This window comes from Microbacterium sp. MYb64 (assembly GCF_002979495.1).
Classification (GTDB): domain Bacteria; phylum Actinomycetota; class Actinomycetes; order Actinomycetales; family Microbacteriaceae; genus Microbacterium; species Microbacterium azadirachtae_A.
On sequence record NZ_PCOW01000009.1, the window covers coordinates 14,445 to 27,005 of the forward strand.

Consider the following 12,561-nt stretch of genomic DNA (forward strand, 5'->3'; position numbering starts at 1 on the left):
ATCGGGAATCAGGGTGTTTCGGGGACAAGCGGCTAGCCCTTCACCGCCCCGGCCGCCAGGCCGGAGACGAAGTAGCGCTGGAGGACGACGAAGATGATGACGAGCGGGAGCGAGGTGATCAGGGAGGCCGCCATGAGCGCCGGCCAGTCCGCTGTGCCCTCGTGGATGAACGCCTGCGTGAGGCCGGCCGGCAGCGTCTGCTTGTCGGGACCTGCGAGCGTGAGCGCGAAGAGGAGGTCGCTCCACCCGCGCATGAAGGCGAACATCGCGGCGGTGATGAGCCCCGGCACGACCAGTGGGAAGACGATCCGGAACACGGTGGCGGTCCGGGAGAGCCCGTCGACCTTCGCGGCCTCGAGGATGTCGTCCGGAAGGCCGTCCATGATCCCCTTGAGCAGGAAGACGGTGAGCGGCAGCGTGAAGGTCGTGAACGAGAGGATCAGGGCCGCATACGTGTACAGCAGGCCCGCGGAGCTCAGCATCAGATACAGCGAGATGAGCAGCAGCGCACCGGGGATCAGCTGACCGATGAGGAACATGAACATGATCGCGTTGCGTCCGCGATAGCGGAACTTCGAGAGCGAGTAGGCCATCAGCCCGCCGACCAGCACGGCCAGCAGCGCGGTTCCGCTCGACACGATGATGCTGTTTCCGAGGTTCTTCAGAAGCGCGTCGTTCTGGAAGAAGCCGACGAAGTTCTCGATCGTCGGATCCACAGGGAAGAACGGCCGGTTCTGGGCGAACACGTCCTCCTTCTTCGTGAACGCCGTCGCGGTGAGCCAGTACACCGGAAGCAGGCCGAACAGGGCGAGCACGATCAGGCCCACGCGCCCGGGGACGGACAGATGAGGGCGGATGATCCCCTCGCCGACGTCGCGGTTGCGGCGCATCATTTCTCCAGTCGTCGGTTGAGGAGCAGATATCCGCTCGAGATGATCGCGAGCAGGACGAGCCAGAGCGCCCCCATCGCGGAGGCCTTGCCGAGCTCGTAGCTGCCGAAGGCGAGGTGGTAGAGACTCACGGCGAGGGTCGTGGTCGAGTTGCCTGGTCCCCCGCCGGTCATCACGAAGATCGTGTCGAAGTTGCCGAAGTTGTAGATGAACTCGAGCACGGCGACGAGAGTGACGGGACCGGCGATGTGCGGCAGCGAGATGTACCGGAAGCGCTGAGCGCGGGTCGCGCCGTCGATCGTCGCGGCCTCGATCTGCTCGCTGGGGAGCGTCTGCAGCACGGCGAGCGCGACCACCATGATCCAGGGGAAGGAGTGCCAGGTCTTCGCGATGATCACGGCGGTCATCGCTCCGACGGGATTGCCAAGCATGCTGATCTCGGGCAGGCCGAGGAGCGTCAGGATGTGGTTCACGACGCCGTAGCTGTCGTTGAAGATCCACGCCCAGAGGAACGACACGACCACACCCGGCAGCAGCCACGGCAGCATCAGCGCGCCGCGCAGGACGGTGCGGCCGCGCATCCGCGAGTTCAGCAGCATCGCCAGGGCGACGCCGAGGAACAGCGGGAAGACCGTGGACAGCGAGGCGAACACGAGCGTCGTACCGAGTCTCGCCACGAACTCGTCCCAGATCAGCGCGTAGTTGTCGAAGCCGACGAACGTGCGCTCCGGACGCAGCAGGGACTGGTCGTAGAGGCTGGTGCCGATGCTCGAGACGAGCGGGAAGATCGCGATCACGAGGAACAGCAGGACCGCAGGAAGTGCGATCATGAAACCGAAGGTGCGGTCCTTCGCGCCCAGCGTGGAGCGGCGTCCCGAGCGCGGCGGCGGGACCTGCTCGCGGATCTCTGGCCGCTCGAGGGTGGCTTGTGGCATGGCATTCACTTTCCGGGTGGGGTGGACCCTGCGGTCCCCTGCACGTCGTCGTCGCAGTCGTCGACGATGACGTGCAGTCAGTCAACCACAATGCGGATGCGAAATCCACAAAATGCATAAGACACCCACATTTGCCTTGCCTGGCATCAACAGTCTCATTAGGATGACTGGCAACGGCTTCGCAGATGCGGTGGCCGCTGGGAGGAGAAGTCGCGATGGCATCGGAATCGGTGGGGGGCACCCAGACCGTGGAGCGGGCGATGTCCCTGCTCGCCTGCTTCACCGAGGAGTCGGGTGAGCTGCGGGTCTCCGAGCTCTGCACGCTGACGGGCCTCGGGCAGTCCACCGTCTCCCGCATGATGTCGGCCCTCGACCGGATGAAGTTCGTCGTCCAGGACGGCCGGACCGGTCTGTACCGGCTCGGGCCGGCGGCGGTCGCCCTCGGGACGATCGCGCTCAACGGCTCGCCGATCTTCCGCGCGTCGCGGCAGATCGCGCAGAACCTGGCCCGCCGGATCGAGATCGGCGTGAACGTCGCCGAGCTCAGCGGCTTCACCTTCACCTACCTCTGCAACTTCGAGGGCGCGCTCGCCCCGAAGTCGTTCGCGATGGCCGGACGCACGGGCCCCCTGCACGCCACGGGCCTCGGCAAGGCCCTGCTGTCCGGAATGACGTCCGAGAAGGTCGACGAGTACTTCGAGCACTCCCCTCAGCGCTTCACCCCGCACACGATCGTCGACCGCGACGCCATGCAGGTCGCGCTCGACGAGAGCCGCAGCCGTGGATACGCGACCGAGATCGAGGAGCTCGCCTTCGGGCGCGCCTGCATCGCGGCGCCGATCCACAACAGGGCGGGCGAGATCGTCGCGGCGCTCTCGGCGAGCGGACCTCTCTCCGTGCTCGACCTGCACGCCCCGCACCAGGAGCTCGCGCTGCAGCTCATCGAGGCGGCGGACGAGATCTCGGTCGCGCTCGGCTACAGCCCTTCCCGCTCCGCGAGCGCCTTCGCGGCGCTCTGACCCGCCGCCGCGATCCGATCGCGGCGCCCTGAAGCTCATCGCCGCGGCAGACGCCGTCGGCCTCCTCCCCCACGACTGTCTTCGGAGACCCTTGTGAAGATCACGCGCGTCCAGACGTTCCCCCTCTTCCTGTCGAGGGAGGATGCAGATGACTCCTATGCGGGCGACACGGGCGTGGCCCATCGCGGCTACGTCATCCGGCCGCCGTGGCGGAGCCTGTACTCCCCCGGCTACGAGACGCTCCTCGTCAAGATCGAGACCGACGAGGGGCTCGTCGGATGGGGCGAGGCACTCGCCCCCGTCGCCCCCGAGGTGGTCGCCGCGGTGGTCGATCACCTGCTCGCCCCGCTCATCCTCGGCGAGGACCCGCGATCCGTGCGGACGCTCTGGCACAGGATGACCGAGTCCATGCGCGAGCGCGGGCATCTCACCGGGCACCAGGCGGACGCCATGGCGGCGGTCGACATCGCGCTCTGGGACCTCTGGGGGCACGCGACGGGCCTCTCCGTCTCCGAACTCGCGGGCGGTCGCTTCGCGGAGATCCTGCCGACCTACGTCTCCGGCATCCGCGGGAACGACGACGCCGAGCGCGTCGACAAGGCAACGGCGTTCGTCGAATCCGGCGTGCGGCGGATCAAGCTGCATCTCGGCACCGACATCCGCACCGATCTCGCCACCTACGACGCGATCCGTGCGGTGCACCCGGATCTCGATCTCGCGCTCGACGCGCACTGGACCTACCGGCTCGGCGAGGCGAAGGCCCTGGGGCGCGAGCTGGACGACCGCAGGGCCTGGTTCTTCGAGGCGCCCCTGGCGCCGGAGGACGTCGAGGGCCACCGCGATCTCGCCGCGTCGCTCGCGACGCCGATCGCGATCGGCGAGGCGATGCGCAGTCGTTTCGAGTTCACCGACTGGCTCGCCCGCAGGGCTGTCGGCCTGACGCAGCCCGACATCGGCCGCACGGGCATCACCGAGGGGCTCGCGATCGCCGCGGTCGCCGACGCGTTCCACGCGCAGGTCGCTCCTCATCATTCCGCCGCCTTCGGCCTCGCCATGGCCGCGGGGGTGCACGTCGCGGCGAGCGCCACCTCGCTGCTCGCCTTCGAGTACCAGCCGTTCACGCTGCCCGTCGCCAACCTCATCCTGACCACCCCGCTCGAGGTGCGACCGGATGGAGGGTTCATCGTCCCCACCGGCCCAGGACTCGGCGTCACGGTGGACGAGGCGGCCGTCGCGCAGTTCGTCCGGCGCTGACCGCAGCGCCCAGAAGAGGGGTGGACCGGAGCCGCGCTCCGGTCCACCCCTCTTCCGTCAATCCCCGACCCGCACGAACTGCGCGGCGCTGACCCGGTGGATGCTCGTGCTGCGGACCTCCAGCCGCACGACGCCGGGAGCGCCGGCGTCGTAGCGGAAGGTGCCCAGCGCACGCCAGGCGGCCGCGCCCTGGGTCTGGTCCACGATCACCTCGCTGCTGCCGCCCTGGTGCTCGACGACGTAGGCCGCCGACGTGGTCGTCGTCGGATTGGTCGGGTACCAGACCGAGACGCGGTAGAGACCCGGCTGAGGAAGGTCCGCCTTCCAGGTCACCGTGCTGCCGACGGAATCGGTGTCGCTGTACCGCGTGCGCGTCCCGTTCCAGCCGGAGAGACCGCTCGGATACCACCGTCCGGTCTCGAGGTACCCGGGCCAGGGCGACTGCGTGTGCACGATCACGCCTTCGTCGGCCATCCGCACCAGGACCCCGCGGCGCAGGGTCTGATCCAGCCTCGCCTCGAATCGCGTGCTCGATCCCGGAGCGACGCCCGCCCCTGCCGTCACGGTCCAGGTGTGCGTCAGATCGGAGCGCGGCGGCACGACGACGGCCGCGTCCCGCTGATCGATGGTCCAGCCGGTGGCGCCGTAGAGGGCGAGCGTGCCCTGGAGCGGCGTCACGCCGGTGTTGATCACCAGGGCGGTCAGCTTCACCGTCGCCCCTGGACCGCTGGCGACCTCGGTGTCCGATGCGAGCGAGACGAGCCGGCGCCGATCGATCACCTCGATCGACGCGGGCCTCAGCGTGACGGGCGTCGCCCCTGGAACCGACAGGGATCCGGCGACCTGAACCTCCCCGAGCGCGGCGGACGCCGCGATCACGACCGCGGCCTCCACGCGGACCGTCGCGTGCGCGGGAGCCGCGATCGCCGGCACTGTGCCGTCGAGCTGCCACCCGCTCGGCAGGGTCAGCCCGACGCTGCCGGCGATCGGCTGCGCCGTCCCGTTGCGCACCTCGATGATCAGCGGGACCCTGTCGCCTGCCGTGCCCGTGGCCTGGGCGACCACGTCGCCCGAGACCTCCGTGCCGGGGCCGGCGAGCCGGGCCGGCAGGCGCAGCGTGACCTCGGCCGTGGTCGCCCCGCCGGCCGAGACCGTGTAGGCGAACGTCTTCGCCGGGTCGTCCACCGGGATCGTCCACTCGTAGGGATACCCCTTGGCGGGCGCCTGCTGCGCGGCCTGTCCGCCGATCCGGTAGGAGAGCGTCGCCTGCTGCTCCGTGTCGATCTGCACGTACGCGTCGTACCCCTGCCCGCCGGGGCGCACCAGCAGCATCCCGCGGACCAGTCCGTAGTCGGTCGCCGGATCCGAATCGACCTCGCGGAAGCTGTCCGGACCGTGGTCGACGATGTCGTCGAACGGCAGCTCCGGCCGCTGCACCGCCACATCCCGGACGATCAGGGCGAGCAGTCCGTGCCCCGGCACGGTGACCGTGACCCGGCCGTCGACCGCTGCCTGGGAGGAGCGTGTGCCGTCCGCCGCAACGACCTCGACCGCCGGCGCGGCGGTGCGCGGCAGTCCGGTCAGCTCGCCGGCGAGGTCGACGACGACCTGCTGGGCGTCGGACGCCGAGTTCGTGAGGCTGAGGTAGACCGCACCGTTGCCCACACCGGCGATCCAGTTGATCAGCGGGTTGTCCAGCGCGATCAGGCCCGCCGGGAAATACGGCCACACCCCTGTCTCGCCGAAGAACGAGCCGGGCGCGTGGCCGTAGGCGAAGAACTTGAAGTAGGCGAAGTCCGCCTCGAAGACGTGCGGGAACTCGATGCTGCCGGAGCTGCGGTAGAAGCTCTCGCTGATCAGATAGTCCATGGCGAGACCCAGCTGCGCCGGCGCGTGATGGAAGTAGTACCCGGTGATCCCGACGGGACCGCTCGTGGCGAAGTCCGGCTTCATGTGCGCGACCTGGAACTGCCGGCCGTAGTAGCCGGGATACGTCGTGAATCTGCCGATCACCATGTTGTGCGCGACGTCGGCCAGCAGCGAGTCCCCGGTGTGGTGGGCGAGGCGCAGCAGCGCTCCGGCCCAGCACGGATTGAAGACGTACCCTCCGCCGGGATCCGTCACGGCGCTCACCCCGAGCTTGAACGACGAGAGCGCCTCGAAGGTGAGACCCGAGGGCGAGACGTACCATGCCGGAACAGTCTCGGTCGCCACACCCGTGACCGGATACGGCGGCAGCGATGAGCGGGACTCCCAGTCGTACTGCTGCGTGATCACGTGGCCCACCGGAACCGTGACGGTCTGGTCCGGCACGGGCCGCACCGCGGTCTGCGTGATGAACCGCTGCACCTCCCGATGCGCTCCCTCGAGGAACACCGCCTCCCCCGTCACCTCGAACAGCTCGAGCAGGTCGACCCAGTACTTGGAGAAGCTGTAGGCGAAGCCGCCCGGCGGCTGGCCGTTGCCGCGGTACGGCGTGAGGATCTGCTCCTGCACGTAGCGGCGGCCGATCAGACTCGCCTCCGCCAGATAGGCGGGATCGCCGGTGGCCCGGTAGGTCGCGAGCGGGACGGCGAAGGGCGCACGGCTCTGCCCGACGACCCCGGACTTCGTGGCCTGCACCGCGAGCCGCTGGATCCCCGCGTTCCGCCCGTGGGTGAGCTGGTAGAGGGCCGTCAGGTTCACCGCATCCGTGGGGATGCGGCCGAGCCGGTACTGCGTCGTGTCGTTGTAGACCGGGCTGCCGATGACCGGCGAGTGCCCGATCCCCTTGCGCGACACCTGGTACTCGATCAGCGGGCGGGCGCGCCGGTCGTACAGCGTGCCGCCGGTCTTGCCCGTGAGATAGTGCGCGGAGAGCACCACCCCGCTCGCGGCGGTGCGGACGGCGTCCTCGTTCTCCACGTCGACGAAGCCCTTGGCGCGGTTCCACCAGCCGGAGAAGGACGGGATGTAGTCCGTCGAGTCGTCCCCGGCGGGTTCGACGGCGATCAGGTCCGCCATCGCATGCACGGCGTCGGTCAGCGATCGCTCGTAGACGTTGCGCCGATAGGCCGTGACCCCGTACTCGCCGCGGCAGAGCGCGGTGTAGGCGTCGTAGAGGGCGCCTGCCTGTGCGGCCACGCCGAACGCGAAGCCGCGCTCCTCCCCCGCCGCCATCGCCGTGCGGAGCCCGGGTTGCGGCGAGTACATGCAGGGCACGAGGTCGAGGCTGTCGTTGCGCAGGCTCATGCCGTACGGCTGCCGGTCCGACATGAGCTGCCGCTCGTGCACGAACTCCGCGACCTCGGAGGGCAGGTAGACGCCGGAGGTGACGGGGATCCCGGCGACGGCGTACTGCGTGAGCGCCATCGGGGCGAACAGCTCCCATGCCCCGAGCGGGGCCGAGCCGTCGAGGACCGAGAGCGCGTGCTGGTACGAACCGCACAGCACCTCGTCGAGATCGTCGAGCGACCGGGCGTCCTGGCTCTGATAGCCGACGATGTAGTCCCCGGCGTTCTTCGCGGTCAGCACGTGGTGGGCTTCCGGATTGTCGCCTTCCAGCCGCCACCGCACGACCAGCTCGATGTCGTCCGTGCTGGTGCGCAGCTCGATCGCCTGCGGACCGAGCACCTGGAAGGAGGTGAATCCCAGCCAGCTCGGCGCCAGCGGGCCGTAGAGCTCCGGCGCGCTGCCGGACGGCAGCGACCCCTTCAGCACCACCCACTGCTCGTCGAAGCGGTGCGCGGAGTCCGTCACGGGGAGCCATCCGCCGTCGTGCGCGATCTCGAGATCGCGGACGATGGTCGCCCCTCCGTCCCAGGTGGCCTGGAAGAAGGTCATCCGGTGGTTCGTGCCGACCAGCTGCGCGACCTGGGTCACCGCCAGGTTCGGCTTGTCCAGCCGCCGCAGCGCGTCCGCGTAGGCGCCGGTCGCCGTGGGGAGCTCGGTGGCCGCGGCCGATGAGCCGCCGGCCTGCGCGCCGAGGACCGGCGGGAGCACACCCGCGATCACCAGCATGCGCAGCACGGATCGCCGACTCCACTGCAGGGAGCCCTCGTCATCTCTCGCGTTCTTCCTTGCAATCATGATGCATATATTGCAATCCGTATGCGATGATGTCAATGGATCCTCCCGCAAGGACGCGAACGCCGGCTGCACGGCACAATCGAGGAGGAACGCAAAAGGTGAGGAGTCAGCCGGTGCCCGGCGGAACACCCGAAGAACTGACCGAGTATTCACTCGGAGCACTGCTCGTGCCGACGCCGGAGCAGCCGGAACCGGAGGACTTCGACCGGTTCTGGCAGTCGACCTTCGCGGAGTTCGGCACCGGTGCCGTCGCGTGGCGGACCGTGCGGGAGGGGGACGCGACGCCGACGCATCGCGTGACCGAGATCCGCTTCCACTCCTCCGCGGACGAGCCGGCCACCGCGTTCGTCATGGTGCCGCACGCGGCGTCCGCCATTCGGCGCGGTCTCGTGGTCGGGCACGGCTACGGGGGCCGCACGGGTCCCGACGTCGAGCGCGTGCCCGCGGACACGGCCGCGATCTTCCCCTGCGCGCCGGGAACCCACCCCGATGCCCCCAGTCGCTTCCCCGCACTTCCGGCCGAGCACGTGCTGGCGGGTATCGCGCACCGGGACACCTATTCGCTCCGCTTCGCCGCGGCGGACGTCTGGCGCGCGGCGACCGTGCTGCTGGATCTGGCCCCTCACGCCGCGGGCGCCCTCGACTTCAGCGGCAGCAGCTTCGGCGGCGGCATCGGCGCCATGGCGCTTCCATGGGACGCGCGCTTCCGCCGCGCGGCACTGGACGTCCCCAGCTTCGGCGCGCACGCGATCCGGCTCACCCGACGCTGCACCGGGAGCGGAGAGGCCGTCCGGATGCATCTCCGCACGCATCCCGAGGCTCGATCCACGCTCGACTACCACGACGCGGCGACCGCGGCCCGCCGCCTCCGCATGCCGGTGCACGTCGGGGCCGCCGTGCTCGATCCCGCGGTCGATCCGCGCGGACAGTTCGCGGTCTACCACGCGCTCGCGGAGCCGCGGCGGCTGACGGTGCGGGCCAACGGGCACATCGACGGCCCAGAGGGACGGCTCGCCGACGCGCTGGCCCTGCAGGCGTCGATCGACTTCCTGGCGCTGCCCGACGACCGGCTGCAGAGCGAGACGAGCACCAGCCCGGCGAGCCCCGCCCCAGTCTGAGCCCCCTCCGAGGCGCTGGCCTGAGCCCCCTCCACTTGCGAGTCGTCCCTGTCAGCGCACCCCAGGGGGTCCGCTGACAGGGACGACGCGGAGATGGAGGGTCATACCTCGGCCAGGCGGCCGTTCTTGAGCCGCAGCCGACGGTGCGCGCGCTTCGCCACCGCCGAGTCGTGCGTGACCACGATGAGGGTCAGCCCCTCCGCGCAGAGCGACTCGAGCAGCACCAGGATCTCGTCGCGCATCTCCTCGTCGAGGTTGCCGGTGGGCTCGTCGGCGAGCAGCACGCGGGGCTTCTTCACGATCGCCCTGGCGATCGCGACCCGCTGCTGCTGGCCGCCGCTCAGCTCGCCAGGCAGATGATCGCCGCGGTCGGCGAGGCCCACGTGCGCGAGCGACTCGTCCACCCGAGCGCGGCGCTCCTCGGCCGGGATCTTGAGCGGTACGAGCGCCATCGCCACGTTCTCCCTCGCCGTGAGCGTGGGGATGAGGTTGAAGCCCTGGAACACGAATCCGATCTCCTCGGCGCGCAACCGGCCGAGTTCGCGGTTCGACGCGGTGGACAGCTCGGTGCCCCCGAGCGCGAGCGATCCTCCCGAGGGGCGGTCCAGAGCGCCGAGCAGCTGCAGCAGCGTGGACTTCCCCCCGCCCGTCGGGCCCTGGATAGTGACGAACTCGCCCGCCCTGATCTCGGCGGTCGCGCCGGCCAGCGCCGTGACCGTGCGTCCCTTCGTCCGGTAGGTGCGGGTGACGTCGGTCAGCCGGTACAGCGCCTGCGGCTCGGTCTCGATGATGCTCATGATGTCGTCTCCTGTTCGGGTGAGTGGGTGTCAGGCGGCGGACCGCAGCGCTTCGGCGGGGCTCAGCCTGGCCGCCCGCCATCCGCCGATCGCGCCGGCGACGAGACCGCCGAGGATCGCGAGGCCCACGGCCGCGACGAGGATCCCCACGCTGAGGGGCGCGTGCAGCACGACCGCCTGCGCGGCCTCGCCGAGGCCACGCAAGGCTCCGCCGCCTCCCCCGCCCTGGAACGCTCCGCCCGCGGCTCCCGCACCGGCCTGTCCGGTTCCCGTGCCCGCGGCGCCTCCGCCGCGCCCGAAGCCGGCGGCGGACGCGCCGGAGATCGTGGGCTGGACGAGGTTCACGACGAGGATCCCGACGAGACCGAGCGCGAGCCCCGCCGCTCCGCCGATGAGGCCCTGGACGAGCGACTCCCCGGCCACCTGGCGGACGATCCGCCCGTTCGACCAGCCGATCGCCTTGAGCGTGCCGAACTCCCTGGTGCGCCGGGCGACTCCGGAGAGCGTGAACAGCACCGCGAGGAGCACGGCGACCGCGAGCACGATGATCGACAGCCACGTGCCGAGGCCCTCGATCATGCCGGCGGCGCTCGCGAGGGATCCGGAGACCGTGGAGGCCAGATCCGCCTGCGAACTCACGGTCGCCGTCGGGAGGGCCTTGGCGAGCGCGGCCTGCACGGAGGAGATGTCGGCCGCCGACGCCGCCTTCACGTAGACCGTCGACACGACATCGCCCGTGCCGGCGATCTTCTGCGCGGTGTCCAGCGGCAGGTACACGTTCGCCGCGGTGTCGGCGGAGTCGGACGACGAGGTCACAATCCCGACGATCTTCACCGTGGATCCGCCCACGTCGATGGTGCTGCCGACGCTCAGGCTCTTCGAGGTCGCGTAGGTGCTGTCCGCCAGGGCGACCAGCTGTCCCGCATCGTCGGCGGCGAGCGCGCGCCCGGAGGAGACCTTCACCGACGACAGCGGCCCCACGGTCGTCCCCGCCGAAGGATCGACGCCCAGAACCGAGAAGGAGTTGAGGCCGAACCTGCCGCCGCCGAACCGCGGCCGCTCACCCGTGCCCGTGCCCTGGCCCTCACCCGTGGCGCCCTGCCCTGTGCCCGTCTGGCCGGTGCCCGTGCCGCCCTGCGCGCCCTGCTGGGCGATCTGCCCGTCGAACGTGAGGTTGGTCAGGCTCAGCGCACCCGTGGCCGCGGCGACGCTCCCGGTGCTCGAGATCGTCTTCACCCCGGCCGCGTCGATCGTGCCCCGCGCCGGGGAGGCCCGCAGCACAGAGGTGTTCAGGGTCGTGCTGCCGTCGCTCGCGGCGGCGCCGCCGCCGGCCCCGAAGTCGAAGCGCTGCCCGGTGTCGCTCCCGCGCTGGGCCGGTGCGCCGGTGACCGTGAGATCGGTGCCCACGCCGTAGACCCGCGCGAGCGCCTCCGTCTGCGCATCGCGCACGCCCGCCGCCAGCGCGTTGACGACGATCACCAGGGCGATCGCTATCGCGAGGCCCACGGCGACGATCACCGTCTGCTTCTTCCGCCCGGCCAGTTCCCGGCGCAGATACGTCCCGTACATGCTTCTCCTTCGATCACGCTCGTGCTGGTGACGCTAGGAGCCGGTTCTGGGGCGCGATGATGGCGCTGCTATGCGCGCGCTAAGCACGTCGGATCTCCAAAGCTCATAGACCGTTCATAGGAAACTGAGGAGAATAGATCCCATGAACGATCACGCCACTGAGCTGCGTCGCCCCGATGGCTCTCCCCTGCGGATCCTCGCGGTCGACGATGAGCCGATGCTCACCGACCTCCTCGCCATGGCCCTGCGGATGGAGGGATGGGAGGTGCGCACCGCCGGATCAGGGCTCGAAGCGCTGCAGGTCGCCCGCGACTTCGGCCCCGATGCCCTGGTCCTCGACGTCATGATGCCCGACCTGGACGGGCTCGGCGTCCTCAAGCGCCTGCGCGAGCAGGGCAACATGGTGCCCGTCGTGTTCCTCACCGCCAAAGACGCGGTGAGCGACCGGATCGCGGGCCTCACCGCCGGCGGCGACGACTACGTCACGAAGCCGTTCAGCCTGGAGGAGGTCGTCGCGCGACTGCGCGCCGTGATCCGCCGCTCCGGCGGCGCGACCACCGACGCCAGCGACTCGATCCTGCAGGTCGGCGATCTCACGCTCAACGAGGACAGCCACGAGGTGGTCCGCGCCGGCGACGAGATCGAGCTGACCGCGACGGAGTTCGAGCTGCTGCGCTTCCTCATGCGCAACGAGCGCCGCGTGCTGTCCAAGGCGCAGATCCTGGACCGGGTGTGGAGCTACGACTTCGGCGGGCGTTCGAGCGTCGTCGAGCTGTACATCTCCTACCTGCGCAAGAAGCTCGACGCCGGGCGCGAGGTGGCGCTGATCCACACCGTGCGCGGAGTCGGCTACATGATCAAGGCGCCCCAGCAGTAGGCAGCACGACTGCTGCACCGAGCACGAAGAAGGC

The 12,561-nt window shown here is 70.1% G+C and carries 9 protein-coding genes; 4 read left to right on the forward strand and 5 right to left on the reverse strand.

Features of this window, described 5'->3' with window-relative positions:
* Positions 1 to 32 precede the first annotated feature (32 nt).
* Positions 33 to 893 (reverse strand): carbohydrate ABC transporter permease, encoded by an 861-nt coding sequence (locus tag CQ044_RS09955; protein ID WP_235281562.1) that lies wholly within the window; start codon positions 891 to 893, stop codon positions 33 to 35.
* Positions 890 to 1,825, reverse strand: a complete 936-nt coding sequence (locus tag CQ044_RS09960; RefSeq protein WP_105688327.1) for a carbohydrate ABC transporter permease — start codon at positions 1,823 to 1,825, stop codon at positions 890 to 892. The genes CQ044_RS09955 and CQ044_RS09960 overlap by 4 nt, the downstream gene beginning before the upstream one ends.
* Before the next feature lie 215 nt (positions 1,826 to 2,040).
* Here CQ044_RS09960 and CQ044_RS09965 point away from each other — a divergent pair, with 215 nt between their 5' ends.
* A complete protein-coding gene (locus CQ044_RS09965; RefSeq protein ID WP_045270438.1) occupies positions 2,041 to 2,844 on the forward strand; it encodes an IclR family transcriptional regulator in 804 nt (267 codons plus the stop codon).
* A 93-nt stretch (positions 2,845 to 2,937) separates the two neighbouring features.
* A complete protein-coding gene (locus CQ044_RS09970) occupies positions 2,938 to 4,098 on the forward strand; it encodes a mandelate racemase/muconate lactonizing enzyme family protein (RefSeq protein WP_082076479.1) in 1,161 nt (386 codons plus the stop codon).
* Positions 4,099 to 4,155: 57 nt separating this feature from the next.
* On the opposite strand, the gene CQ044_RS09975 is transcribed toward CQ044_RS09970, so the two are convergent.
* Positions 4,156 to 8,166 (reverse strand): hypothetical protein, encoded by a 4,011-nt coding sequence (locus tag CQ044_RS09975; RefSeq protein WP_146116778.1) that lies wholly within the window; start codon positions 8,164 to 8,166, stop codon positions 4,156 to 4,158.
* 113 nt (positions 8,167 to 8,279) lie between these two features.
* On the opposite strand from CQ044_RS09975, the gene CQ044_RS09980 reads away from it, so the two are divergent.
* The gene (locus CQ044_RS09980) at positions 8,280 to 9,284 is read left to right on the forward strand and encodes an acetylxylan esterase (RefSeq protein ID WP_181158268.1); all 1,005 of its coding nucleotides are present in this window, start codon (positions 8,280 to 8,282) and stop codon (positions 9,282 to 9,284) included.
* Positions 9,285 to 9,385: 101 nt separating this feature from the next.
* Here the strand turns inward: CQ044_RS09980 and CQ044_RS09985 are convergent, their stop codons facing one another.
* A complete protein-coding gene (locus CQ044_RS09985) occupies positions 9,386 to 10,081 on the reverse strand; it encodes an ABC transporter ATP-binding protein (RefSeq protein WP_181158269.1) in 696 nt (231 codons plus the stop codon).
* Positions 10,082 to 10,111: 30 nt separating this feature from the next.
* Positions 10,112 to 11,650 carry an ABC transporter permease gene (locus CQ044_RS09990; RefSeq protein WP_105688330.1) on the reverse strand — a complete coding sequence of 513 codons (1,539 nt, stop codon included), beginning with the start codon at positions 11,648 to 11,650 and terminating at the stop codon, positions 10,112 to 10,114.
* A 142-nt stretch (positions 11,651 to 11,792) separates the two neighbouring features.
* Here CQ044_RS09990 and CQ044_RS09995 point away from each other — a divergent pair, with 142 nt between their 5' ends.
* Positions 11,793 to 12,527, forward strand: coding sequence for a response regulator transcription factor (locus CQ044_RS09995; RefSeq protein ID WP_045270808.1), 735 nt, complete (start codon positions 11,793 to 11,795; stop codon positions 12,525 to 12,527).
* Positions 12,528 to 12,561 lie beyond the last annotated feature (34 nt).